The 25197-nt window shown below is 66.9% G+C and carries 18 protein-coding genes and 1 pseudogene; 3 read left to right on the forward strand and 16 right to left on the reverse strand.

Translation table 11 applies throughout. The features are described from left to right. From IPM80_18020 to IPM80_18035, 4 genes and pseudogenes are all read right to left on the reverse strand, one after another. Window positions 1–1107 (reverse strand): annotated as a pseudogene (locus IPM80_18020) (PepSY domain-containing protein). Window positions 1108–1119: 12 nt separating this feature from the next. Continuing rightward, window positions 1120–3543 carry a TonB-dependent receptor gene (locus IPM80_18025; GenBank protein ID MBK8960252.1) on the reverse strand — a complete coding sequence of 808 codons (2424 nt, stop codon included), beginning with the start codon at window positions 3541–3543 and terminating at the stop codon, window positions 1120–1122. A 366-nt stretch (window positions 3544–3909) separates the two neighbouring features. Beyond that, window positions 3910–4998: a PEP-CTERM sorting domain-containing protein gene (locus IPM80_18030; protein MBK8960253.1), complete on the reverse strand. Its 1089-nt coding sequence runs from the start codon at window positions 4996–4998 to the stop codon at window positions 3910–3912. Between the two features lie 179 nt (window positions 4999–5177). Beyond that, window positions 5178–5999 carry a PHP domain-containing protein gene (locus tag IPM80_18035; GenBank protein ID MBK8960254.1) on the reverse strand — a complete coding sequence of 274 codons (822 nt, stop codon included), beginning with the start codon at window positions 5997–5999 and terminating at the stop codon, window positions 5178–5180. A 103-nt stretch (window positions 6000–6102) separates the two neighbouring features. On the opposite strand from IPM80_18035, the gene IPM80_18040 reads away from it, so the two are divergent. The 3 genes from IPM80_18040 to IPM80_18050 all read left to right on the forward strand — a co-directional run bounded on the left by IPM80_18040 (window position 6103) and on the right by IPM80_18050 (window position 10193). Further along, window positions 6103–6672 carry a DUF615 domain-containing protein gene (locus IPM80_18040; protein ID MBK8960255.1) on the forward strand — a complete coding sequence of 190 codons (570 nt, stop codon included), beginning with the start codon at window positions 6103–6105 and terminating at the stop codon, window positions 6670–6672. A gap of 94 nt (window positions 6673–6766) precedes the next feature. Continuing rightward, window positions 6767–8905, forward strand: coding sequence for a YgiQ family radical SAM protein (locus IPM80_18045; GenBank protein MBK8960256.1), 2139 nt, complete (start codon window positions 6767–6769; stop codon window positions 8903–8905). A gap of 64 nt (window positions 8906–8969) precedes the next feature. Next, on the forward strand, window positions 8970–10193 hold the full coding sequence (locus IPM80_18050; protein MBK8960257.1) for an N-acetyltransferase: 1224 nt from the start codon (window positions 8970–8972) through the stop codon (window positions 10191–10193). Between the two features lie 31 nt (window positions 10194–10224). Here IPM80_18050 and IPM80_18055 read toward each other — a convergent pair whose 3' ends face one another. The 12 genes from IPM80_18055 to IPM80_18110 form a co-directional block, all read right to left on the reverse strand. After that, window positions 10225–11106: a flippase-like domain-containing protein gene (locus IPM80_18055; GenBank protein ID MBK8960258.1), complete on the reverse strand. Its 882-nt coding sequence runs from the start codon at window positions 11104–11106 to the stop codon at window positions 10225–10227. Window positions 11107–11177: 71 nt separating this feature from the next. Then, window positions 11178–11591 carry a rhodanese-like domain-containing protein gene (locus IPM80_18060; protein MBK8960259.1) on the reverse strand — a complete coding sequence of 138 codons (414 nt, stop codon included), beginning with the start codon at window positions 11589–11591 and terminating at the stop codon, window positions 11178–11180. 24 nt (window positions 11592–11615) lie between these two features. Beyond that, window positions 11616–12029 carry a rhodanese-like domain-containing protein gene (locus IPM80_18065; protein ID MBK8960260.1) on the reverse strand — a complete coding sequence of 138 codons (414 nt, stop codon included), beginning with the start codon at window positions 12027–12029 and terminating at the stop codon, window positions 11616–11618. A gap of 104 nt (window positions 12030–12133) precedes the next feature. Further along, window positions 12134–12433: a hypothetical protein gene (locus IPM80_18070; protein ID MBK8960261.1), complete on the reverse strand. Its 300-nt coding sequence runs from the start codon at window positions 12431–12433 to the stop codon at window positions 12134–12136. A gap of 11 nt (window positions 12434–12444) precedes the next feature. Beyond that, window positions 12445–13254 (reverse strand): c-type cytochrome, encoded by an 810-nt coding sequence (locus tag IPM80_18075; protein MBK8960262.1) that lies wholly within the window; start codon window positions 13252–13254, stop codon window positions 12445–12447. Window positions 13255–13341: 87 nt separating this feature from the next. Further along, on the reverse strand, window positions 13342–13596 hold the full coding sequence (locus IPM80_18080) for a MoaD/ThiS family protein (protein ID MBK8960263.1): 255 nt from the start codon (window positions 13594–13596) through the stop codon (window positions 13342–13344). 5 nt (window positions 13597–13601) lie between these two features. Continuing rightward, a complete protein-coding gene (locus tag IPM80_18085; protein ID MBK8960264.1) occupies window positions 13602–15428 on the reverse strand; it encodes an aldehyde ferredoxin oxidoreductase family protein in 1827 nt (608 codons plus the stop codon). A gap of 152 nt (window positions 15429–15580) precedes the next feature. Next, window positions 15581–15931, reverse strand: coding sequence for a hypothetical protein (locus IPM80_18090; GenBank protein ID MBK8960265.1), 351 nt, complete (start codon window positions 15929–15931; stop codon window positions 15581–15583). After that, on the reverse strand, window positions 15928–17127 hold the full coding sequence (locus IPM80_18095; protein MBK8960266.1) for an LLM class flavin-dependent oxidoreductase: 1200 nt from the start codon (window positions 17125–17127) through the stop codon (window positions 15928–15930). Before IPM80_18095 ends, IPM80_18090 begins: the two co-directional genes overlap by 4 nt. Before the next feature lie 116 nt (window positions 17128–17243). Beyond that, window positions 17244–19187, reverse strand: coding sequence for an FAD-dependent monooxygenase (locus tag IPM80_18100; protein MBK8960267.1), 1944 nt, complete (start codon window positions 19185–19187; stop codon window positions 17244–17246). 214 nt (window positions 19188–19401) lie between these two features. Beyond that, entirely contained in the window at window positions 19402–20775 is a 1374-nt protein-coding gene (locus tag IPM80_18105; GenBank protein ID MBK8960268.1) for a DUF1329 domain-containing protein, read from the reverse strand. A 246-nt stretch (window positions 20776–21021) separates the two neighbouring features. After that, complete coding sequence (locus IPM80_18110) at window positions 21022–25158, reverse strand: hypothetical protein (protein ID MBK8960269.1); 4137 nt, start codon at window positions 25156–25158, stop codon at window positions 21022–21024. Window positions 25159–25197: the final 39 nt, after the last annotated feature.

Below are 25197 nucleotides of genomic sequence, written 5' to 3' on the forward strand. Positions count from 1 at the left end.
GGTCGCGGCTCGTATCGCGTTTGCGTACCCACAGGTAAAGACCGCTGGCGAGCACGACGATGGTCAGCCCGTCCAGCACGGCCCACGCGATTTTCAAGGGTAAGCCACCGTAGTCACCGAAATGCAGTGGCTGGGACAGCAACAGCGCGCTCATGTACCACGGCATGCCGCGACTCTCGGTGACGGTGCCCGTGCCGGCATCGACCAGGGCGATGCGCAGCAGTCGCGAGGTGAGCGGCGTGCGTCCGCGCAGGAAGATGCCGTAATGATGTTCGCCACTGAACGCGGTACCGGGAAAGGTGGCAAACGCGAACTCGTGGTGCGGCGCGCTTGCCAGCGCGGCGGCGACACTGGCGTCCAGCGAATGCCAACGGCGCGGCGGTTCGCGATCGCGGTAGTGCGCGACCATCTCGCCGAGTTCATTGAATTGCCACAGCTTCAACAGTACGTCGGCCCAGGTGTTGAGCATGCCGGTCACGCCGACCACCGCCGCCCACACCAGCAGCACGGCGCCGAGCGCGTTGTGCAGGTCCAGCCACGCCAGGCGTTTGCGTTCGCGGCGACGATCGCCGAACGCGCGACCGCGCAGGAACGGCGCGTAGAGCACCATGCCGGACACCAGCGCGAGTACGAACAGCAGCGCCATGGCGCCGAGGAATAGCTTGCCCGGCAGGCCGGCAAACATTTCGACGTGCAACAGCAGCAGGATGTCCAGCACACCGCCTTCGCCGAAACGATGGGCGCCGAGGATGGCGCCGTCGTGCCAGTCGACGTACACGCCGATGTCGTCTTCGAGCGATGCCCCGGGACTGGCGCCCATGCCGACATAGACGACATCGCCCTGCCCCGCCTCGCTGGCGACGATGTGCACGTGCTGGTGCGGACGATGTTCGCGCGCCGCCTCCACCACCGCGTCGAGCGCCAACCGTGGCGCGCCGGCCGATGCCGTCGCCGGCTTGGTCAGCGTGCCGAGCCACGGTTCCAGCTCATGATGAAAAGTCACGGCAGCCCGGTGATGCACAGCATCAGCATGAATACCGTGCACACCAGGCTCGACCAGGTATGCAGCCATTGCCAGCGCCGCATCGTTGTGGCTGAAAGAGCCATGGTGATGCCGACTCAAAACGATGTGCGCAGCGTCGCGATGATGCTGCGCGAAGCGGCCGGCCACACCGAGATGCCGTCGCCCGACGTGAAGTAATACTCCTTGTCCAGCAGGTTCCTGGCGTTAAGTTGCGCCTGCCAATGCTTGAACTTGTAATAGACGAGCGCGTCGGCCTGCACGTAACCCGGCAGTTCGCCGACGTTGCCGTTGTCGATCTCGACCTGGCTCGCCATGCGCAGGCCGCCGCCGATACCGAGTCCCCTGAGCGGCCCCTGTTGCAATTCATAGACCGAGAACAGCGCCGCCGCGTGTTCCGGCACGCCGAAGCGTCGATGTCCGCTGTTCGCGCCGCCGGGATCGTCGGTGATGCGCGCATCGGTGAAGGCGTAGTTGGCATTCACGCGCCAGCCGGCGTAGAGATTCAGCGCGGTGTCGAACTCGAGCCCTCGACTGCGCTCGGCGCCGGCGTTGATGGAGAACAACGGATTGGCAGGATCGGCGCCCACCACGTTGCTCTTGCGAATGTGGAACGCGGAGAGGGTCGTGACCACGCGCTTGTCCAAGAGCTCGCTCTTGACGCCGAGTTCCCACTGCCGTGCCTGTTCCGGCTCGAGCGGATCGCCGCTGGCGGTGGCGCTCTGGAACGCACGAAAGGCGTTGGTCGACTCGGCGTAGTTGGCATAGAGCGACAGGAAGGGCCGCGGCTTCACCACCACGCCCACGGTCGGATTGGCGCGATAAGGCGCCTGCTCGATGGCCGAGTTGGTGAAGGGCAGGCCCGGCGGATAGGTGGAGGACTGGCTGGCGTCGAACCATTCGAAACGCGCGCCGACCGTCAGGTAGACGAGTTCACGCCAATTGACGCGATTCAAAATCAGCAAGGACTCTTCGTCGGCATCGACCGCCGTCTGTTCGTTGAAATTGAGCGGAAAGCCGGGGAACGGCACCAGCGGTCGCGGCTGGTAGCCTCCATACACCGGCTCAAGCGCATTCAAGGGCGCATGGCCGCCGAGATTGCGCAGCCGCTGCGCGCTCAGGTTTTCGTGCTCGAAGGCGATCAGGAGTTGGTTGTGGAACGCGAAGGGCTGGCCAGTGAACAATGACGCGTCGATGCTGTGCTCAGCGCGCAAGGCGGAGTTCTGATCGTCGTAACCGACCACCGCCAGGCTGCGCGAGACCTCATGCGTAAGCGGGTTGTAAGCCGCGCCCGCGAAATTGAACAGGATGAAGTAAGCGCCATCGGTCATGGCCTTGCGGCCGTGGGCGGTGATGCGTGACACCTGCGCGTCGTTCCAGCGGTGTTCGAGTTCCACCACGCCACGCCAAGTCTCGTGTTCGAAGCGCGTGAGATCCGACTCGCCGAAATAGCGGCCATAGGGAATGTCGTCGAGCGTGCGCCCGTTGACGACCGGCACGCCGGGATTGCTGGCGTGCTCGTCGTCGACGAATTCACCGCGCGCCAGCAAGGTGGTCGAGGGCGCGAGGCGGATCAGGGCGGACGGCGCCAAGACGAAGCGTTCACCGTCGGCGATGTCGACGAACGAACCGGCGGTATCGTAGGCCGCATCCAGTCGCAGCGCGACGCGCTCCGGCATCGCCGTCCAGTTGCCATGGAGTTCGCTGCGATAGAAGTCTTCACTGCCGAAGCGCTGCGCGATGTCGAGGGTGTTCTCGAACGTCGGTTTGCGCGTGACGTAGTTGACGGTGCCGCCCGGCTCGCCTCGACCGAACAGCACGGCGGTCGGTCCCTTGACGACCTCGATACTGTCGATGTTCACCATGTCGGTCGGGCCGGTCGCGTTGATGCTGCCGATGCCGACTTCGCCGGCGCGGAAACCGTCCTTGACGAGATCCGGCTGCACGAAGCCGCGCAGCAGGAAGGTTTCGCCGAGTCCGGTGAAGGACGACGCGCGCACGGCGCCGGGGACGTTGACCAGCGCATCCTGCGGATCGAACACGCCCTGCAAATCGAGGGTGTCCTTGTCGATGACCTGCACCGACAGGGGCGCATCGAGCAGCGGCACGTTCATGCGCAAGGCAGACGCCGGCGCTTCGCGTTCATGGCGGCCGCGCACCTCGATGCGTTCAACGGTGGCCGCCCCAGAAGCAGCGACGACGGCGTAGGTCCCGCCTTCTCCACGTACCGCGACGAGGTCGGCGCCCGTGAGCAAGGCCTGCAGCGCCGCGGCCGGTTCGAGCATGCCGCTGACAGCCGGCGAGCTGCGGCCCTGCACAAGCGCGTCATCGACGTCGACCTCGATGCCGGTCTGCGCGGCCAACATCGCGAGCGAGCTCGGCAATGGTTGCGACGGCAGGTCGATTTGCACCGCGGCGGCACCGCAGGTCGCGTGCCAGGCAATCATTGCCGCGACAATGGCGGCCTTGACGGTGAACGGTGGAAAGACGCGGCGGCGTTCTATGAGTCTCTGCGCGGTCATGGAGTGTCCTTGCTTGGCGCCCGCGGGCGGCGACGGTGTTGGGGATAAGCGCGTGGTTCGGAAGCGACAGGCCCGAAGGCTGCCGCCGGCGCGAGCTTGGCTCACGTCATATAATGTTAATGATAATAATTCGCATTTGCAAATAAACAGAAAAAACCCCAACAGCTACCGCACCGCTCACGCCGTCATCCGCAGCACGGCAGGGTGGCACGGCCGCTCGACGCGGGCGCGTTTGCAAATCTCAGGGTCAGGCGCGGCCGGACATGGCCGACCGCTCGCTTGCCGCCCGCCTCCGCCGTCGGGCGCGCAAACGACGAGGCCGCCTTGCGGCGGCCTCTCTCGACGTGCTCGGCTTTGCTTGCGGAGCTAGGTGGCGCGTCGGCGACGCATCCACAGCGCGCCCAGCGCCGGCAGCATCATCGCCAAGGCCGGCGGCACCGGCACCGGCGCCGCGAGCAGGTTGACCGCGCCATTCTGGGCGCCGAGGTAGATGCCGACGTCGCCGTCGCCGGGATTGGAGTCGTTGCCGAAAGGCTGGGCCTCGTGGCCGTCACCATAGGGCCCGGTGTAGCTGAAGAACTCGTAGCGACGCAGGATCGACGCCGCATTCGGCCCGACCGGCACGCCCAGGCCGCTTTCCAGTTGGCCCGAACCGGGCTTGCTGAATTCGACCTGCAGAAGCTGCCATTCAATCTCGGTCTCGGCCTGTTCGACCACCGGGTTGCCACCCACCAGGTCCTCGAGTTCGACCTCTTCTTCGAGTTCGGTGGTGTAGACCTTCACCCACAGGGCGTCGCCGAACTCGTTACCGTCTTCCGGCTGTGGCGCCTCGATGTTGGCCACCACCACCGGCGGCGCCTGCGGATCGGGATTCGGCCCCGGGTTGGGCAGCACGCTCCAGGCCGGCGCCGGCAGGGTGACGACGCCATTGGTCAGTTCGCCGGGCGTGTTGGTTTCCAACAGCCAGCGGTAGGTGGTCTTGGTGGCGTTGGCGGTGGTGCCGACGCCAAAGTGATCACAGGGCGTGCCCGGCCCGTAGCCGGCGCCGGGCAGACCGCCGCCGGTCCAGCAGTTGTCGCCGGGCGTGACGAAGCTGCCGCTCGGCGTACCGAAATCCCAGTTCGTGCCGTCGAAGATGCCCTTGTAGGTGACGGTCACGCCAAACACCGAGCCCACGTTGTAGGCGGCGATGGTCGGCGCGCCGTAACGCTGCACGGCGACATTGGGATCGAATCCACGCCCGGAGGGGAAACCGCGGCCGGCGCCGCCGAAGGTGTCGGTGATGTCCTCCGGGTGCAGGCCTTCGAGTTCGATTTCGAAGCCGTGGGCGGTGGAACCGGTGTCATTGATGACGTCGAAGTTGCCCAGGAAGCCGATGACAGAAGCCGCGGCGAACCCGGGGCTAAGCCCCATCATGGAAGATGCGGCCAGGGCCGCCAGCGTGGTCTTGCGCATAAGTATTGACCCTCTCGCCATGTGCGTCATGGCGTGTTGTCGATGCAGGTGAGCAGGCGCGCGGCGCCTGTGTGCTGACTTCGTTTCAGGAAGGAAATCAGTTGCAGGACATGGTCTGCGTCGCAGTGGCGAGAAACAATCGCAACTGCGCTCACGCGCGCTGTCGCAAGTGACTCAAGTCACAAAGACCACAAGTCCCACACCGGCGAGGCGTCCGCTGGCAGCGCCGGCATCACGCCGAGCTGTGCCCACACCTGGCCCGGCTGGTGAAAGTCCGAGCCCACCGAGGCGGCGAGGCCATGACGTTTGGCCAAGGCCGCGAGGTCGCGCGTGAGTTCGGGCTTCTGCAGGCCGGACACCACTTCGATGGCCTGGCCGCCCGCCGCCGCGAACTCGCCGGTCAATTGTTCGAGGCGTGAGCGCGTGAGCTTGTACTTGCCGGGATGGGCGATGACGGCGGTGCCGCCGGCTGCGCGTATCCACTCGACGATGGCCGGCAGGCTGGCCCAGCCCTCGATGAGATTGCCGATGCGCGTGGTGTCGAGGTATTTGCGAAACGCGAACTCGATGTTCGGCGCCGCACCGATGCTGACCAGGTATTCGGCGAAGTGCGGGCGCCCGACACTGCCCTGACCGGCGAAACGCGCCGCGCCCGCCAGCGGCTCGGCAATGCCGCGCTTGGCGAGCCGCTCGGCAATCCGCACCGCGCGTTCATCGCGCGCGCGATGCTGCCAGGCAATGGCCTCGGCCATCGCCGCGCCGTTGAGGTCGACATTGAGGCCGACGATGTGAATGCCGACACGCTGCCACCAGGTCGAGAACTCGACACCAGGCACGATGCGCAGATCCGCGGCAACCGGCAGCTCGGCATAGGCCGCGATGCTGTCGTGATCGGTGATGGCCAGCATCTCGACGCCGGCCGCGCGCGCGCGGGCCAGCAGTTCGGCCGGGCTCAACTTGCCGTCGGAAGCGGTGCTATGGGTGTGCAGATCGGCGAGCATGAGCGGCGCAGTGTACCCCAGCATGCGCCGTGCTCCGCCTGGCCCGGGACGCGGGCTACAATGCGGGCCCCACCCCGTTCAGGCTTCGCGCGAGGAAGCACCCATGGCCCGCCCCTCCCGTTACGACCATGACGATGACGAAGACGACGCGCTCGAGATGGACGACGCGGACGGCATCGACGCGCCCAAGAGCAAGTCGCAGGTCAAGCGCGACCTCTTGGCGCTGGACCCGCTCACCGAGGAATTGATGGGCCTGCCCGACAGGCAGCTCGATAGCCTCGGCCTGTCGGACAAGCTGGTCACCGCGCTGCGTGCCGCGCGCGCGCTCAAGCGCGGCGCCTTGAAGCGCCAGTTGCGCTATGCGCGTGGCCTGTTGGCCGAAGAGGATCATGCCGGCGCGGCGGCGGCGGTGGCGGCCTTCAAGCAGCCGCGGCGCGAGCAAATCGACGCCCTGCATGAACTCGAGGACTGGCGCGAGCGCCTGTTGGCCGGCGATAGCGCCCTGCTCGACGAACTGTTCAGCCGTTACGGCCAGGTCGATCGCCAGCAGCTCCTGCAGCTGGTGCGCAATGCCAAGGCCGAGCGCGCGGCCGGCAGCACGCCGCGCGCCGCGCGCGCCTTGTTCAAGTTCCTAGGCGCCATGCGCGACGCCGCCCCCGACACCGGCGACTGAGCGCGCCGCGCCGCCGCGGGGCGCACGGCTGCGGCCGGGCCAGCCGGATTGTGATTAAATACGCGCCCGACCAGCCGCCACGTCGCTTCACTCCATGCCCGTCACCGCGCCCGACCTCTTCGGCTATCCCCGCTACTGGGCCGAGTGCTACGGACCGGCGCCGTTCCTGCCCATGTCGCGCGCCGAGATGGAGACGCTGGGCTGGGACGCCTGCGACATCATCCTCGTGACCGGCGATGCCTATGTCGACCACCCGAGCTTCGGCATGGCGGTGATGGGGCGCTTTCTCGAAGCCCAGGGCTACCGGGTCGGCATCATCGCCCAGCCGGACTGGAAGAGCGCCGAGCCGTTCATGGCGCTCGGCAAGCCGACCCTGTTCTTCGGCGTCACCGCCGGCAACATGGATTCGATGATCAATCGCTACACGGCCGATCTCAGGCTGCGCAGCGACGACGCCTACACGCCAGGCGCGGTGGCCGGCAAGCGCCCCGAGCGCGCGGTCATCGTCTACAGCCAGCGCTGCCGCGAAGCCTATGGCGACGTACCGATCGTCATCGGTGGCATCGAGGCCAGCCTGCGTCGTATCGCGCAGTACGACTATTGGAGCGACCAAGTGCGTCGCTCGGTGCTCGTCGATGCGTCGGCCGACATCCTGCTCTACGGCAACGCCGAGCGCGCCATCGTCGAAGTCGCGCATCGTCTCGCCCAAGGCTGGCAGCTCGCCGAGCTGACGGACATCCGCGGCACGGCGGTGATTCGCCGCGCGCCGCCGGCAGGCTGGACCGAACTCGATTCCACGCGCATCGACTGGCCCAAACAGATAGACAAGCTGCCCAATCCCTATCTCGACGAAACGAGCGCCTGCGAAAGCCAAGCGACCAACGACGACGGCGCGCCCGCCGCCAAACCGATACGCGTCATTCCCATGCCGTTGGCGCGCCAGGCACGCGGCGAACGCGACACCACCTACATTCGCCTGCCGTCCTTCGAGAAGGTCGCCAAGGATGCCGCGCTCTACGCGCATGCCTCGCGCGTGCTGCACCAGGAAGCCAATCCGCACAATGCACGCGCGCTCATCCAGAAACACGGCACGCGCGAAGTGTGGATCAATCCGCCGCCGATTCCACTGACCACCGCCGAGATGGACGGCGTGTTCGACCTGCCCTACCAGCGCCGCCCGCATCCGAGCTATGGCGACGCACAGATCCCGGCCTACGACATGATCAAGACCTCGGTCAACATCATGCGCGGCTGCTTCGGTGGCTGCACGTTCTGCTCCATCACCGAACACGAAGGGCGCGTGATCCAGAGCCGCTCCGAGGAATCGATCCTGAAGGAGATCGAGGACATCGGGCGCAAGGTGCCGGGCTACACCGGCGTCATTTCGGATCTCGGCGGTCCGACCGCCAACATGTATCGCCTCAACTGCAAGGAGCCGAACATCCAGGCCAGCTGCCGGCGGCTGTCGTGCGTGTATCCCGCCATCTGCGAGCATTTGAATACCGACCACGGCGCCACCACCGCGCTGTATCGCAAGGCGCGTAAGCTCAAGGGCGTCAAACGTATCCTCATCGCCTCGGGCCTGCGCTACGACCTCGCGGTGCGCGACGAGGAATACGTGCGTGAACTGGTCACCCACCACGTCGGTGGATATCTCAAGATCGCCCCCGAACACAGCGAGGACACCACGCTCCGGCACATGATGAAGCCCGGCATGGGCAGCTACCACGCCTTCAAGAAAATGTTCGAGCGCTTTTCGCGCGACGCCGGCAAGGAGCAATACCTCATCCCGTATTTCATCGCCGCCCATCCGGGCTGCGAGGACGACGACATGCTCAGGCTCGCGCTGTGGTTGAAGCGCCATCGCTTCCGGCTCGACCAGGTGCAGACCTTCTACCCGTCACCGATGGCGCTCGCCACCGCCATGTACCACTCGGCGCGCAATCCGCTGCACAAGGTCACCTACAAGAGCGGCAAGGTGTACAGTGCCCGCACGCTGGCCCAGCGGCGTCTGCACAAGGCCTTCCTGCGTTACCATGACGAAACGAATTTCGAGATGCTGCGCGAAGCCCTGGTGAAGATGAACCGCCGCGATCTGATCGGCGACGGCGAGCACCAGCTGGTGCCGGCGGCCAGCATCAAGCTGCCCAAGCGTGGCGCCGGCGGCCGGCCGGGCAACGCGCCGGCGCGTCGCGGCAAGTACAATCCGGCGCGCGGCGGACAGTGGAACTGAGGCCGCGCCAAGGTTTCGCCATCCATACTCGACAACAAGAAGCAAGCGACTGTCGGCAACCCAAGTGAGCACCACCCCTTTTCTGCCGCTGCCCGATGCAGTGTTCAGCGCGCCGCGCGGCGCGACGCATAGCGGGCAGGCCTATCGCACCGTGGTGCTGACCTCGATTCGTGACATCGATGCCGTGCGCTGGGACGAACTGGCGGGCGCTGCCTCGGTGGTGCGTTCCCATGCCTATCTCGACGCCGTCGAGCAGGCCGGCATCAACGATTGCCGTTACTACTACCCGGTGGTCTACAACCAGCACGACGAACTGGTGGCCCACGCCTGCGTGTACACCATCAGCACCGACTTCGCGCAGCTGCTGCCGCGGCGCGTGCAAGGCCTGGTGACCCGCGTGCGTCGCTGGTGGCCAAGGTTCCTGAGCGTGCGCATCACCGAATGCGCGTCACCGCTGGTGGCCGGCCATGCGATCTCCATCCGTGACGGCGAGGATCGTCGCGCCCTGCTCACGGAACTCGACAACGCCATCAGCGGCATCGCGCGCAGCGCACGCAGCGGCCTCATCGTCATTCGGGATTTCGTCGCACCGGAACGCGAAGGCGCCGACGCCCTGCTCGAACGTGGTTATGCGCTACGTCAGAACATGCCGCTGGCGCGCATACGGGTGCGCTGGAAGACTTACGACGAGTACCTGGCGAGCATGCGGGCGCGCTATCGCAAGGACGTCAAGCGCCGCCTGCAGCGCGCCGCCGAGCATGGCCAGACCGTGCGCACCCTGCGCGACTTCGGCCAACACGCCGAGACCTGGGCCGCGCAGTCGCAGGTGGTGCTGGCGCGTGCGCAGCGCTTCAAACGAGAACGCCTGCAGCCGGCCTACTACGCCAACATGGACCGAAAGCTCGGCGAGCGCAGCCTGATGCTGGTCGCGTGCCGCGAAGAGCGCATGGTCGCCCACGGCATGGTGCTGACCGATGCGGAAAACACCATCGCGACCTTCTTCGGCCGCGAAGCCGGCCGCCCCAGCGCCGAATGGTTCAGCCTCATGAACGAGGTGATCAAGCTCGGCATCGAGCGCCAAAGCCGCTACATCCACTTAGGCTTGGGCTCCTACGACGCCAAGGCGCTGGTCGGCGCCGACATCGAACCGCTCTACCTCTACTGCCGTACGCGTTACGCACTGCTCAACTGGCTCATTCGCATGATGCCGGAAATGATGGGCACGCACGGCAAGGCGCATAAGCAGATCTTTCGCGACCCGGGAGAGCAGTGTCAGACTGAAGTCTGACCCACAAAAATCAGCGGATTGCTGGCGTGGGTCAGCCTTCAGGCTTACACCCTTCCTTCCCAAGCTGCCACCGCGCGCCCAGCAGCTCCCACGCCCCGCCCAGCAGCGCCGCCAGCAGACGGTAGCCATACAGCAGCGACACCAGCAGCAAGGCATCGCCGAGCGGCAGCCCCAGCGCGACATACAAACCGGTACCGGCCGCATCGGCCACGCCGAGGCCGGCGATGCTGGCCGGCACGGCCTGGAATACCGCGGCGCTCGCCAACACGAACAGGATCTCGGTGTAACCGATGGCCAGATCCCAGCCGCGACTGCCGACATACACCGCCGCCGCCAGCAGGGCGTGCATCAGCATCGACCACAGCAGCGTCAGGCACGCGTCGCCCTTGTGCGCGTCGAGCGCGGCGAGCACCTGCCGTGCATCGAGCCCACGCCGCCGCTGCATCACCAGCACCACGGTGCCGCCCAGCGCCACGATGGCGAGGCCCGCCGCCGTCAGCCATCGATAATCGAGCGACACGGCAAACGGCTGCAACAGCGCGAAGCCCACACAGGCGATGACCACCACCGCCAGCAAGCCCAGCACGTGTTCGAGCACGATGGCGACGGCCCTCGCCCCGGCGCGGCGCTCCGGCGCGATACTGCGCAAGCCCAGGAATTTTCCGAGTTCCGCGCCGCCGCCGACGGGCAAGAAGAATTGACAGAACACCGCGAACGACACGATGCGCAGGGCAGTCACGGGCGAAATGTCGATGTCGACCAGGCCGAGCACGCGACGAAAGCGCGCCGCGTAGGCCAGCAGGGAGGCAAGACTCAGTGCGAAACCGGGAATCAGGACCACGTGCCAGCGCACGTCGGGCAGCGCAGGTCGCGACTGCCACGCCCACCATATCAGCACACCGGCGAGCGACACCGCCGGTATCACACGCCACAGCGATTGGCGGACAGCGTGCTGCGTCGAGAGGCTGACCGCCGCTGCTCCGCTTAAGACTTCGGCGTCGGCAGTTTCGCTTCGCGCGGCTCGACCGCGCCGCCGGCCTTCACCCACGCGCCGAAGCCGCCCGCCATGTGCGCGACCGGCGCGAGGCCCATGCGCTGGACGGCGAGCGTGGCGAGCGCGGAGCGCATGCCGCCCGCGCAGTAGAAGATGAATTTCTTGCCGCTGCCGAATTCCTCGCGGTAGTAGGGGCTCGCCGGATCGACCCAGAATTCCAGCATGTCGCGCGGCGCGTGGCTGGCGCCGGGGATGGTGCCATCACGCCACAGCTCGCGGATGTCGCGGATGTCGACCAGCTGCACGTTCGGGTCGTCCTTCACCGCCATCACTTCGGCGACGGTCAAGGTTTCGATTTCGCGCTCGGCCTCCAAGCACAGTTGTTTGATGCCCTTGGTGATCATGACTGGCTCCTCGTCCACACGCGCTCAGGATTTCGCTTTCGGCAGTTTGGCTTCCTTGGCTTCCACCGCGCCACCGGCCTTGACCCAGGCGCCGAAGCCGCCGGCCATGTGCGCAACCGGGCCAAGCCCCATGGCGTGCACGGCCTGGGTGGCCAGCGCCGAGCGCAGGCCGCCGGCGCAGAAGAAGATGAATTTCTTGCCCGAGCCGAACTCTTCACGGTAGTAGGGGCTGTCGGGATCGACCCAGAATTCGAGCATGCCGCGCGGCGCGTGGGTGGCGCCGGGAATCGAACCGTCGCGCCACAGCTCGCGAATGTCACGGATGTCGACCAGTTGCACATGCGGGTCGTCCTGCACCGCCATGACCTGCTCGACCGTCATGGTTTCGATGTCGCGCTCGGCCTCGGCGCACAGTTCTTTGATGCCCTTGGTGATCATGTCTCCCCCTCGTTCGTGGCCGGCGCGCATGGCCGGCGCCTGCGTGGTTTATCGCCGCTGTCGCCGCGAGCGTCAAGCGCGAACCGCGCCGCGCCTCACGCCGATCAAATTTCGCTCTGGTCGTAGGGCAGCGTCGGCAGCGCTTCGAGGTTGCGCACGTAGCGCGCACCGTCGAAGGGCGCGCCGTTCTTCACGATCTCGAAGAACTCCACCGACAGCGCACAGCCGATATAGCGCAGCGCCGTATCGCGCGCCATGCCGGCGGCCATCAGCCGCTCGAGGGTGGCGGCCACCTGCGGCGGTTCGCCATCGCGGACCTGGTTCTCGATGGTGTCGAAGATCGCCGCGCGCAGCGTGGCATCGTCCTCGCCGTCCACCAGCATCACGGGTTGCGCTTCACTCATTACACAGTCCTTCAAGGTTGGGCGCGCTTGCGCGTTTTCATGAGCGCGAGATAGTTCACCAGGTCGTCGATGTCCGCGGCGGTCAACACACCGACGAAGGACGGCATCTTGCTGTGCGCATGGTAGGCGGTGGCATCGTGGATGAAGGCGCGCAGGTGTTGCGCGTCCCAGTACTCGGTGACGTTCTTCGGTATGTTCAGTTCGGGCCCGAGATCGCCGCCCTCGAGATTGACCGAGTGGCAGCGCAGGCAATGGGTCTTGAAGCTGCGAAAGCCGCGCATCGGCGCCGCGTCGGCGGCCACGTCGTGGGGATAGAGCGCGGTGTACTTGCTGGCGAAGTCGACCACCTCGATGCGTACCAACTGGTAGGGCCAGGGAAATTCCGCGCCCAGCGACTCACCTTCGGCCCACACCAGGAAATAGGGCGCTGGCGAAACCATGGCCTTGCCCTGCTTGACCGGGCTCCACTCCTGCGGATTGCCATGTTCGCGCCACGCCACGTAGGCGGTGTGGGAAGCGAGCAATGCGTGGGCGACCGTCGGCGCGTAGCCATCACGCGCGCCGAACACCAGTTCGTCGCCGTGACCTTGTTCGGCGCCGGCCAGCTTCAGGATGTCATTGAGCGCGAAAGCGTCGTAGGTGACCGCCTGGTCGTGATCCGGGTCGTCGACGGTGATCACATGGTTCGTGAGCGAGCGTTCGAGCTCGGCACGGGTGAATGCGCGCGACTTGCCCGCCACCGTCACTTCGAGGCTGTCGTCGGCCGCGTGGGCCAGGCCGATGCCGACGCACAGCAGGATCAGGACTCGGAAAAGATGCATCAAGAAAACCCTGGGGAAAACGCAGCCGGGCTTGGCGAGCGGGGCGCGATCATAGCGCGCCCGGCCGGCGACGCGCAGCGCCCGGCACTAGCCGCCCTTCAAGGGCGGCACGAACACCACTTCATCGCCGTCTTCCAGCACCGTGTCGTCGAGGGCGACGTCCTGGACGTGGTCGCCGTTGCGCATCGCCATGAACGGCGTGGCGGCACGAAAGCCGAACTGGTCGCACAAGGCGCCGAGCGTCATGCCTTCGACGAGCTCGAAACCTTGCTCGTCGAAGTGCGTGATGCCGGGGCCGAGGTACTCGCGCATCCACCCCATCAGCTTGACGTTGATGCGCATCGCGTTCAGGACAGGCCGAGGCGTTTCAAGGTCTCGGCGGTGGGCTTGCCGTCGGCGCTCCAGCCGCGCAGGGCGTAGTACTCGGGCAGCATGGCCTTCAGTTCACTGACACGGCCCTTGGCCACGCCGCTCGGCGCCGGCTCTTCGAGGATGCGCTTGGGCAGGGTGTCGTCGGCGGCGGTCAGGCCGGCGGCGAGGTTGAACTGACGCTCGAGATTCCAGATGCGTTCGCCGGTTTCGTTGAAACGTGCGAGATCCCAGCCGCCTTCGATGGCGCCATCGAGCTGCAGCGCGTAGTGCTCGGGCAGCGCGCCGGAGTGCAGGGTGAACAGGCACAGGCCGGACGAATCGATGGCCGAGATCAAGTCCTGGCTGCTGCGCACCACCTCGGGCTTTTCCTTGATTTCCTGGGTGGTGAAATCGCTGGCATAGGGATTGGCGCGCAGGTGGCAGGCGCCGCGGTTGCTGGTCGCGTAGCCCAAGCCCATGCCCTGCATGGCGCGGCCGTCGTAGGCCGCGAACTCCTGGCCCTTGACCGCCATCGACAGCTCCGGATGACCGTACTTGGCGGTCAGGAGCTTGGAACCCAAGCCGAGTTCACGCCCGAAGCCTTCGCCCTTGCCGGCCAGTTCAGCCATCAGGCACAGCGCTTCGGCGTTGCCGAAATTGAGCTTCACGCCGCCGGTCTCTTGCTCGGTGATGGCGCCGATCTCGAACAGCTCCATGGCCGCCGCGAGCGTGCCGCCGAAGGAGATCGGATCCATGCCGTACTCGTTGCACAAGAAGCCGGCATAGGTCGCGGCTTCCATGTCGGCCACGCCCACCGCCGAGCCCAGCGCGTAGGCGGTCTCGTATTCCAGGCCGCCCGAGGCGTGCTGGTACTGCGGCTTGTCCTTGACCGAGAAATGCTTGGGATCGATATGCGAGATGCGCCCGCAACCGATGGTGCAGGCGAAACAGGCGGCGTTCTGGATGAGATTGACGTGGCCGTTCTCGTTCGGCGCCTTCATGGTCTTGGCGTTGAGCTTGTCCGAGCCTTCGAACTGCACCTGGCGATTGTTGCGCGTCGGCAGCGCGCCGACCGTGCCGGTGATGTCCATCATCGAAATGGTGCCGTCGGAGGTCATGCCCTTGCGGCCGGGGTTTTCCGCCAGCGCTTCGTTGGCAATCCTGACCGCCGCCATGAACTTCCTGGCGTCATGCGGTTTGACGCCCTTGGTGCCGCGCACCGCGATCGCCTTCAGCTGTTTCGAGCCCATCACCGCGCCCACGCCGGAGCGGCCGGCGGCGCGGTGCAGATCGTTGACGATGCAGGCGTAGCGATTGCCGTATTCACCGGCCTGGCCGATGGAGGCGATGCGGATCAGGGGATCGCGGTGGGTGGCCTTGATGGCCGGTTCGATTTCCCACACCGACTTGCCCCACAGCTCGTCGGCCGGCAGCAGCTCGGCGCGGTCATCTTCGATGTAGAGATAGACCGGCTTCGGCGCGCGACCTTCGAGGATGATGAGGTCGTAGCCCGCCATCTTCAGTTCACCGCCGAACTGGCCGCCGGAATTGGAGGCGGCGATGGCGCCGGTCAGGGCGCCCTTGGTGACCGCCGTCCAGCGTCCGCCGGTGGAGGCGATGGTGCCGGTCAGGGGGCCGGTGGCGATGATGAGCTTGTTGTCAGGTGACAGGGGATCGACCTTGGGGTCGATCTCTTCCATGAGGTACTTGGTGGCGAGGCCGCGCGAGCCCAGATACTGCTGGGCCCACAGCATGTTCAGGGGCTCGTTGGTGCAGGTACCCGCCGTGAGATTGACGCGCAGTATGTTCTTTTGCCAGCCCATGTTGCTCTCCTTCGAATCTTGCCGCGGCCGCGGTCGATGTGCCGCATTCTACTGGCTTTGCGGGACGGATGAAGGGGCCGTGCGCGGCGCGGTGGGAGGCACACGAATCCCGCGACGAAGCGAGGGTTTTAGGCGGGCGGACCGCTGCGCGGTCAGCGACCGGGCGGGCAGGCGTAGGCGACCTCGAAACGGGTTGCGCCCGGCGCCCAGGCGGCGACATTGGCGGCGCGCGGATGCGCACAGCAGGTTTGCGCGGCGAGTTCGGCGCTGGCCAAGGCGGCGTCACGCGCCGCGGCCCATTCCTCCGGCGGCGTCGATTCCGACAGGCGCAGTTGCACATGGCAGGCGCCGTGTTGATCGATGGTCGCGACCACGCGTCGGCTGTCGCCGGCGCGCGGTGGCGCAGGCTCGAGCCCCAGCGGCCGTTCGCAGCGCGCGGGCTGTCGTGCGCAGGCGGCGAGCAGCAGCACGCCCAGCAGGCAGCACGCTTTGCCCGCCCTCATCGCACGCGCGTATCGAAACGCGGCAACACTTTTTCGGTCAGCAGTTCGAAGTGGCGCATGACGGCCGACTGCGGCATGAGTTCGCCGTGGGTGAACAGCCACAGGTACTCGACCTCGGCGTCCTTCAACATCGCTTCCAATTGACGCGTGACGCTGTCGGGTGTGCCGCAGCAGGCAAAGCCGCGCTCGACCTGGCTTTCCCAACGGTTGGGGATGTCGCGGTAATCCTCGCCGGGATGCGCGAGTACGGCATTGAAGCCGAAGCGCGAGAAGAAATTGGTCCACTCCCACGACGCCATGCGCCCCAGGCGCCACGCTTCCTCCTCGGTGTCGGCCACCACGATCTCGCGCGCGATGCCCATGCCGGCGCCGAGCGGCAACTGCCGGCCGCTTCGGGCATAGCCACGCTGCGCGGCGCGGATCTGTCCTTGCAGCAGCGACTTGTCGGTGAGGATGGCGACCGGGATCAAGCCGCGCGCGGCGGCGGTCTCGACCGTTTCCTCGGAAAATCCGAAAGGCTCGAACAAGGGTGGGTAGGGCTTTTGAAACGGCTGGGGCGCGATGCCGACTTCCGTCACGCGGCCCGCCGCGTCGATGCCGCCGCCGATGTCACGCGACAGGTCGCGCGCCGGCCAGTCGATGTTCGGCACCGGGATCTGCCAGTACTTGCCCTGGTAGGAAAACGTCGGCCGCGTCCAGGCGAGCTTGATGATGTCTATGCATTCGCCGTAGATCTCGCGCTTGGCGCGCTCGTAGGCGGCGGGGTCGGTGAGGTTGTCGGCCAGGCCCGGCAGATGCTGCCCGAGGATGTTCACCCAGCGCGACTGGATGCCGCGCGCAAAACCGGCGAAGGCGCGGCCGCCGGTCATCTGGTCCAGCACCGCGATGTCTTCGGCCACGCGCAGGGGGTTTGACGGCGGCAGCACCAGGCCCAGTTGGCCGACGCGTATGTTATGGGTGCGCGCCGCGATGTACTGGTCGAGCATCACCGGGTTGTTGGACACCGTGATGCCTTCCACGTGCAGGTGATGCTCGGTGAACGCCACGCCGTAGTAACGGTGCGCGTCGAGATAGCGCGCCTGCTCGACGAGGTTGGCGAGCATGGTCTGGTAGAGCTGCGTGTCCTGTCCGGCCATGCCGCGCTCGAGCGCGCTGGCCGGCCCGATCACGGGCGCATAGAAAATGCCGACTTCCATCACACCTCCCCCGCTTTGGCGGCAGTGTAGCGCATGCTTGGCGGCACTCGCGCCGCGCGCGGTCAGCGCGCTGCGTCGTGCAACAGGCGTCGACGACCGGAGCGTGCGGCGCGGACTCAGTCGCCGACGCGGCGCATGAAACGCGCGAAGAACGCCGCCAGTTCTTCGTGCGCCTGCAAAGGCAGCACGTGGGCGACGTATTGATCGGGCCTCACCACCACCATGCAGCCGCGCGCGCGATCGATGCCACGCAGCTCGAAGATGTCACGCCCGCCCCTGCCATCGGCGCAAAACGCCTTCTCGTAGTCGCACAGACCGAGACGGCCCTTGTGCGGTAGCAACAAGGGCGGCAGCTGCGCCAGCTCGATGTCGCGGTGTGAGGCCTGGTAGACCGCGCGCACGTCGATCACGCTGTCGATGTCCGCGCCCGTCGGCGTGTGACGAATCAGCGGCGATGTTGCGGACGCTGCGAGGAACGCGCACAAGGCGCCGACCGCCGAGGCGGCGTCAGCGACGGGTGCGGCGTCGGCGAAGATCAACACCCGCCAGCGGCCATCGGCCTTCAATACATGGCCGAGCTCCAGGGGTCGCGCGTCCGCCACGCGCACCACCGGCGCCGAATGGAAACGCATGCCTATCGTCTGGCCGCGCGCCAGCGGCTGATGCTCGCCGCGCGCCACGATCAACGACGGTGGGTAGTGCACCGCCGTGCCGGCGGTGAAGCGCCCATGCTTGATGAAGTAGGCCTGGAACAGCGCCGGATCGGGCGCCGGCGCGTGTTCGCCGGCGGCCTGCCGCGGCCGGGTGCTGAACATGCGCGCGAACTCGCGATCGAAGTCGATGAGTTCCTGGGCTACCGCGCGGCGTTCGTCGGAATAACTCGCAAGGATGTCGGGCAGTGCGCGCCCCTGCAACACCGCGCCGAGCTTCCAGCCGAGGTTGAAGCTGTCGGCCATCGACACGTTCATGCCCTGGCCGGCCTTGGGACTGTGGGTGTGGCAGGCGTCACCGACGATGAAGGCGCGCGGGTACGCGCCCATGCCAGGCGCCGCGGCGTTGTCGAAGCTGTCGCACAGGCGCTGACCGATCTCGTACACCGACCACCACGCGACTTCTTTCACGCTGAGCGTGTAAGGGTGCAGGATGCGTTGCGCGGCGGCGACGAGATGCTCGGGCGTCAGCTTGCGATGGGCCACGCGTTCGCTCGGCGCGAGCTTGTCGAGCTCGATGTACATGCGCACCATGTAGCCGCCTTCACGCGGAATGATCAGCACGCTGCCGTGGCTCGCCGAATGCACCACGGCCTTGCGTCGCAGGTCCGGGAAATCGCTGACCGCCAGCACGTCCATCACGCCCCAGGCCTGGTTGGCCGAATCACCGCGCAGCACGCCGCCCAGCGCCTCGCGCACCGTCGAGCGCGCGCCATCGCAGCCCACCACGTAGCGCGCGCGCAGCGTTTCGGTCGCGCCGCGCCGCGCATCATCCAGGCACTCGAGCCGCGCCGTGACCGGATGGCTGGCGGCGGCATCCCGCTCGTGCCGCGCAGCGTCGATATCGAGGCTCAGCAGGCGACGCGCATAGTCCGGCGCGAGACGCGACGGCGAATTCGCCATCAGTTCAAGAAAGAAGTCGTGCACGCGCGCCTGGTTCAGGATCACGTGCGGCATCTCCGACAAATCGTCCTCGGTATCCTGGATGCACCTGCCGCGCACGATGTGCTCGGGGCGCACGGGATCGGCATTCCAGAACGCCGTCTCGTTCACCCAGCAGGCTTCCTTCAAGACCCGCTCGGCGAAGCCGAAGGCTTCGAACATCTCCATGCTGCGACAGGCGATGCCGTCGGCCTGGCCGATGGTGAGCGGCCCGGCTTTCTGTTCGACGATGGCAACGTCGATGCCGGGCAGGCTCGCGAGCTGCGCGGCGAGCGTGAGGCCAGCCGGTCCGCAGCCGACCAGCAACACGTCGACCTCGCGTACGCCGTCGGCGCCGCGCCGCGCGAGGTCCAGCGGCTCGGCGATGGCCGGGTCGCCGGCACGGAATCCATTGAGATGAAACTGCATGGCGTGGGTCCTGAAAAGCTTCGCGGTCGTGTGACCATCGCACGGCATGGTAAAGGTTCGCGCCATCGCTACCCAAGTCGCGACGCGTCGACGTTATTCGGTGAAGAACCAAAAAAAAGGGCCGCGTGATGTACGGCCCTAGAGGAGTGCCACAGGGGGTGGCAGATGCGATGCATCCTGCTGCCCGCGCATGCGCGGGCAGCAGGGCGAGGTCTTAGCGACCTTCCGTCAGGTAGTTGACGTCGTGGGTGCGCTTGGCTTCCTTCAGCGTGGTGAGCGGGAAGGCCGCGCCACGGGTCGGCACCAGCGTGCCGCGACCGTTCTGCAGGTCGACCACGTTGATGCTCTGGAACGACGCCATGCGAGTGCCGGCCGGGGTCTTGTCACCCTTCCACTTCTTCTCGCCGTCGGCGTACTGCGGATCTTCGGTCCAGGCCTTCTGGATCTGCCACACCTTCCACACTTCGCCGGCCTTGTCGAAAGCGTTGGCGTAGAAGCATTCGCCCGACTCACGATCGATGTACAGGAACTTGGTCGAGTACGGATGGTTGCTGCGCTGGGGGGTCATGCGCAGCACGTCGGTCTTGCGCAGGGCCCAGTCGTCGAGCGGCGCCCAGCCGTTCGGACCGTAGTAGACGGTGTCGGTGTTACGCGAGCGCGCCACGGCCAGGATGCGAGCCGTGCCGACGTATTCCCAGGAATGTTCCATCGGACGGCCGTTGAAGCCGTAGAAATCTTCCAGGGTGTGATCGGTACCGAGCAGCGAGTCGGACTTCACTTCCACCGAGATGCGACGCACGCGACGCAGCGAGGGGATGTACGCCCACGAGTCGTCGGCCTTGCGCGGGTCGTCGTAGCGCAAGATCAGGAACGCGGTGCCGGCGATGTCGAACGGCGAGGTGAAGCCGGTGTATTCGCGGAAGTTGGTGTCCTTGGCGAAGCCCTTGCCACCGTCCATCTTGTAGTCGGTGTCGGCCAGGTCGGCGCGATGCGACATGATGACGCGCTGGTAGGGACCCGCCAGCACGCGCTCGAACGAGCCGCCACCAGTGTAGTAGTCCTTGTACTTGCCGCCGTCGGCCGTCATCACGTCATGGCCGCTGTGTTCGCCACCGGCGCGCACCCACACCCAATGCACTTCGTTGACCTTGAGGCCGGCGTTCTGCCAGCGGAAGGTCCAGTTCCACACCGCTTTCCAACCGTCGTCCTTGCTGCCGGCCTGGAAGGCTTCCGGGTCGAAGGGACGGCCGGAAGTGTAATTCTCGATCGCGCCGTCGGCGGCGATGGTGGCCTGGCCCTTGAACTTCTCGGTGGCAGCCTTGTAGCTGTCGGCCGGGCTCATGTCGCCAGCGTCCTTGATCTTGATGTCCATGCCTTCGAACAGCACCGTGGGCTGCTGCTCGGCGGGGATGAAGGGACGCACGAGGTCAGCCTTGTCGAACGTGATCGAGTCGCCGTCGGCGAACTGCGGCTGCGCGCTCTGGTTGGCCTTCAACCAGGCCATGTGATCTTCGGGACTGAAGGCCTGTGCGCACAAGGGTTGTGCGACGACTGCGGCCAGCAGCGTGTAGTGCAAACGTTTCAACATTTTCAACTCCTAGGGACGCAAATCTCGGCGCGCCAGGACCAAACCCCGCACGCCCGCAACAAAGTGACGCCACGCACGGTGCGCGACGCTGGGAAGTCTAGCGGCGATACCCGGCGACCGCGCTCGCGCGACACGGTGAAGCGACAATTGCGGCAATGCATGTCCGAATATGAGACAGAAAAAAAAACGGCGCCGAAGGGCGCCGTGATTGAGCTCGGTCAAGCGCGATGCGCGCGCCGCATGCGACTAAGACGAGACCTCGGCGCCGGGCGCGCTGTCCGAAGGCGGCACAATGCGCGGCGGCGCCGCACGCCACAGGCCATCGGCGCTGTAGGCGCGCCAGCCCCAGCGCAACCACGCGAGCAAGGCGAACGCCAACCACAAGGCCCATGCCAGCATGAGGCCGCGATAGAACCACAGCGACACCGACAACACCCACGCGCGCGGATGTTCGTCCGCGACACGATCGGCAAACCATTTCAGTTCATTGCCATGGGAGCCGTTGCCGGCAATCTGCATGTTCGGTTGCCCGAGCAAGCCCTGTTCGATGGCCTGGAACAAGGTCGACAAGGCCACCAGCGTCAACAGCGCGAGCACCACCTGCATGGCATTGAACCAGCGCCGCGAAATCCGCTCGCCGACACGCTCACGCGCGCCCAAGGCAAACAACCAGGCGATCACCAGCAGCGCCATCGGCAAGGCTATCTGCGTCAGGCCAATCACCAGCAGCAGCCATTGCGCGGTGCCGAGCGGCGTCACGCGCGTGCGGCCCAGGGCCACCGCCACCAGGCACCACACCAGCAACACCCCCCAGAACAGCACCGCCGGACCGACGCGCGGTCCGCCGGCCCATAGCACCCAGCGGTCCTGCGGCAGGCCGAGCGCGATGCTGGCATTGACGCTCGGCATACCGAGACTGAAGGCCGGCACGCGGTAGAGCGCGACCAGCGCCTCGTCCGCCTGCCAATTGAGCGTGACCTGCTGCACACCGGGCACCACCGGCAAACTCAGCTTGCGACCATCCTGGCGAATGGGCTGCGCCGCGCCGTTGATGCTGACGCTGGCCAGACGGGCGCCGTCCGGCAGGGTCATGACATGCTGACCGCCCTTGGAACTGCGCAGGCTGACATCGAGCGTGAAATCGCTGGCGCGTTGCGCCGGACGCACGGCCAGCGCGCTGCGGTCCACGGTCAGACTCTGTCCTTCGACGCCGCGCGGACGCGTCAACGCGATGGTGACCCGTTCGCCCGGCCACGGTTGCCAGGTCGGCAGCCACTGCCCCGCTTCGCTTTGATGATGCACGACCGCCAGGCCACCGAGTTCGGCGTGCCACAGCGGTGCGATATCGGCGCGCCAGGTCTCGACCCAGTCCGGCGCGTCGGGCGCGCGGAAGACCAGCGGCGAGGATTGCGCCAGCACCGAACTCCAGCCGGCTTCGCTGACACCACTCGCCATGTCGATGGCGATGCGTCCGTCGTTCACCCGCGCCTCGGCGCTGGTCACCGACTCGCCGGCCAGCAGCGGGATGGACAGCACCGCCGCGCTGTCGGGCGGCGTGAGGCGCACGACGCGCGTCTCGACGCGCCAGTCGAGGCCGAGATGCAGTACGCGTTCGACGCGAAAAAACGCCGGCAACGCGCGCGGCTTGAGCGTCTGCTCGACACCGCCGGAATCGCGCGCGATGCGCGTGAAGATCAACTGCGATTGCGCACCGCCATCGTCGCGCTGGCCGCTGACGGTCCAGCCCGCGAGCTTGATGTCGAGACGCTGCGGCGGCAACGGAAACGGCAGCTGGAAACTCGCGCCCGGCGGTGTCGCCCCCAGCAGGTCGATACGGTGACGTCCCTCGGCCAGTTCCAGCCACAACACGCCATGCGCGTCCCGCGCCAGGCCACGCTCGGTATCGCCGTCGACCACCACCATGCTCGGCGACCATTGATCGGCGGCGCCCGGCAGCGGCACCGCCACGGCGCCGGCGGCATGGATGTCGAGGCTGAGACTCAGGTGCTGGTCGGCCAGCTCGCCGTCCAGTCGCGCCAGCGAGGCACAGCTCGGCAGGCAATCGGGCGCACGTGTCAGGCGCTCGCGCAATTGCTGCAACACCCCCGCATCGGGCACGACAACTTCGGGCAAGACGTCATCGGTAACGGCGGCGTCGGGTGCGGCGGCATGCGCCGCGCGCGGCACGCCGACGCCCGTCGCCGTCAAGACCAGCAGCACCAGCAGCGTGCTCGCTTGCGCCGCGAGCGGCCGTGGGGCGGTCAAGCCGCGCAACGCTTCGCGCAGGAATACCATCAGCAGCGCGGCCAGCAGCGTCACCCGTGCCACCGCCAACAGCAGATTGCCGAGCGGTGAAATGAACGACAGGTGCAAGCGTTGGGCATGCGTGACCGGGCCATTCCAGCTGAGCTCGACGGTATGGCCCTGCCACGACGGCAAGCCCGGCCCGGTCTGGATGGTGGCATGCGGATCGATGTCGGTCAGCGCACTGCGCGCGGCATCCGCGGACTGGCCGCCGTCCATGCTCTTCGCGAGGCGACGTTCCATGCGCGTCACACTGCTCGCCACGCCATTCGTCACGGCCTCGAGCGCCGCCACCGGCTGCGGCGCGTCGCTCGCCACCGGCGCCGCCGGCGCCAGCGTGTCGCTCATGCCTTGCACCTGGGCGAGCTGCGGAAACAGTCCGACGCGCAACTCGAGCATCATGAAATCGAGACACATCACCAGCAGCACGACCAGCGTGACGTTGCGATAGGCGCGCACCAGGCGTTTGAACAGGTGCTCGGGCAGTACGCTCAGCAAGGCCTGCGCGGCCAACAGATGCAACCACGGTTGATGGGGCGCCCGCGCTTCGTGCCAGATCAGCGCCAAGCTCACCAGCACCAGCACCGCCGTCGCGCGGCCCATCAGCCGCGCGGTGGCGATGGCAATGATCAGCACCACGAACAGGTCCAGCAGTGTCCAGCGCTTGAGCCAGGTATCGGGCACATCGTCGGCGCCGCTCGCCGCCCACAGTCGCCAGCCGGGCGGCAGGTGCAGACGGGTCGACAACTGCTGCACGTCGGCCATCCAGCCCACGGCCGCCATCTCGCCACGCGCCAGGCGTGCATCGGCCGTCAGCTCGAGTGCGCCGCGACGCACTTCCACACCGCGCGTGCGCGCGTCGACCGCGGTGATGAACTGCGGCTCGCCATTGAGGGTGACGCGGCCGATCTGCAGGTCCGGGCTGGCGTCGAGCCGCCAGCGACGCGTCACCTGTCCGCTCAGGTGATCCTGTACGGTGTAGCCCTGGCCGTCGAAATCCAGCCACAGATCGCGCACCAGGCGTAACTGGTCAGGCTCGGGCTGCGGATCGCCGCGACGCTGCTCGATGAATTCCAGCGCATCGTCCTGCGCCATGCGCCACGTCGGCAGCTCGCGCCATTCGGCCGGTGCATTGGTTTGCAACGGATCGACCACCGTGCCGCCGCGCACTTCGACCAGGCGCAAGGCATTGCGCGCCGCGAATGCCCAGACCTCCTCGGCGGGCCATGGCGCCGCCGCGGCCGGCGGCGCGAGGCGCGCGGTGGGCGCCGCCTGACGACTGCGCAAGACCACGCGCCAGTGCCCGGAGCGCAATTGCAGTCGCAGCGTGCCATCGACTTCGAGTCGCGCCGGCAGCGGACTGGTGAGCTGCATGGGCACGGCGCCTTCCAGCAACATGCCGCGACTTTGCCATTCGCGCGCCGCGCCGGACACGTCGAGTTCCAGCACGGTCTCGACGGTCATCGGCAAATCGTCGACCAGCTGCCTGAACACGCGCGCATCGACGCTGTCGCCGTCGCTGACGGCATCGCCGCGCGGCTTGAGCCACAGCTCGCCGTTGCCGACCGCGCTGACACGCGGCTGGGCAACGCCCTCGATCTTTACTTCGACGACGCCGGTGTCGGCCGGCAGGTGCAAGGTTTCAGGCAGGGCGCGCCATTCGAAGCGCCCCGCCAGGCGATGCCGACCGCTGGCCAGCAACACCGCCGGACGCCCGGCATGCGCCACCACCACCGCGTCGCTGCCATCCACCGTCACGCCCTGCGGCCATTGCCCGTCGCCGCCCGGCAGCGCCACCCAGCTGCGCGCGTGGACCGACACCGTGGTGGCAAAGCCGCCACCGCGGGCGTCGAGCTCGAGATGCAGCGGGCTGCTCCAGACACAGCGTCGCTGGTCGCTATTGAAATACAGCGGACAATCGCGCTCGGGGGCATCGTCCAGCACCCACGACACCCACGGCACGAGCGGCGCGGGCACATCACCGACGGCGAGCCTGTCGGCGGCGTGGGCGACAACGCTTGCACAACACAGTGTCATGGCCAGTGCGCACCACGGCCCCCACGATTTGCGCGACGACATGCCTGACTCCCTGCTTGACTCCGATGTCACGCCGGAGTG

The sequence above is a fragment of the Pseudomonadota bacterium genome (assembly GCA_016719885.1).
In the GTDB taxonomy this organism is placed as follows: domain Bacteria; phylum Pseudomonadota; class Gammaproteobacteria.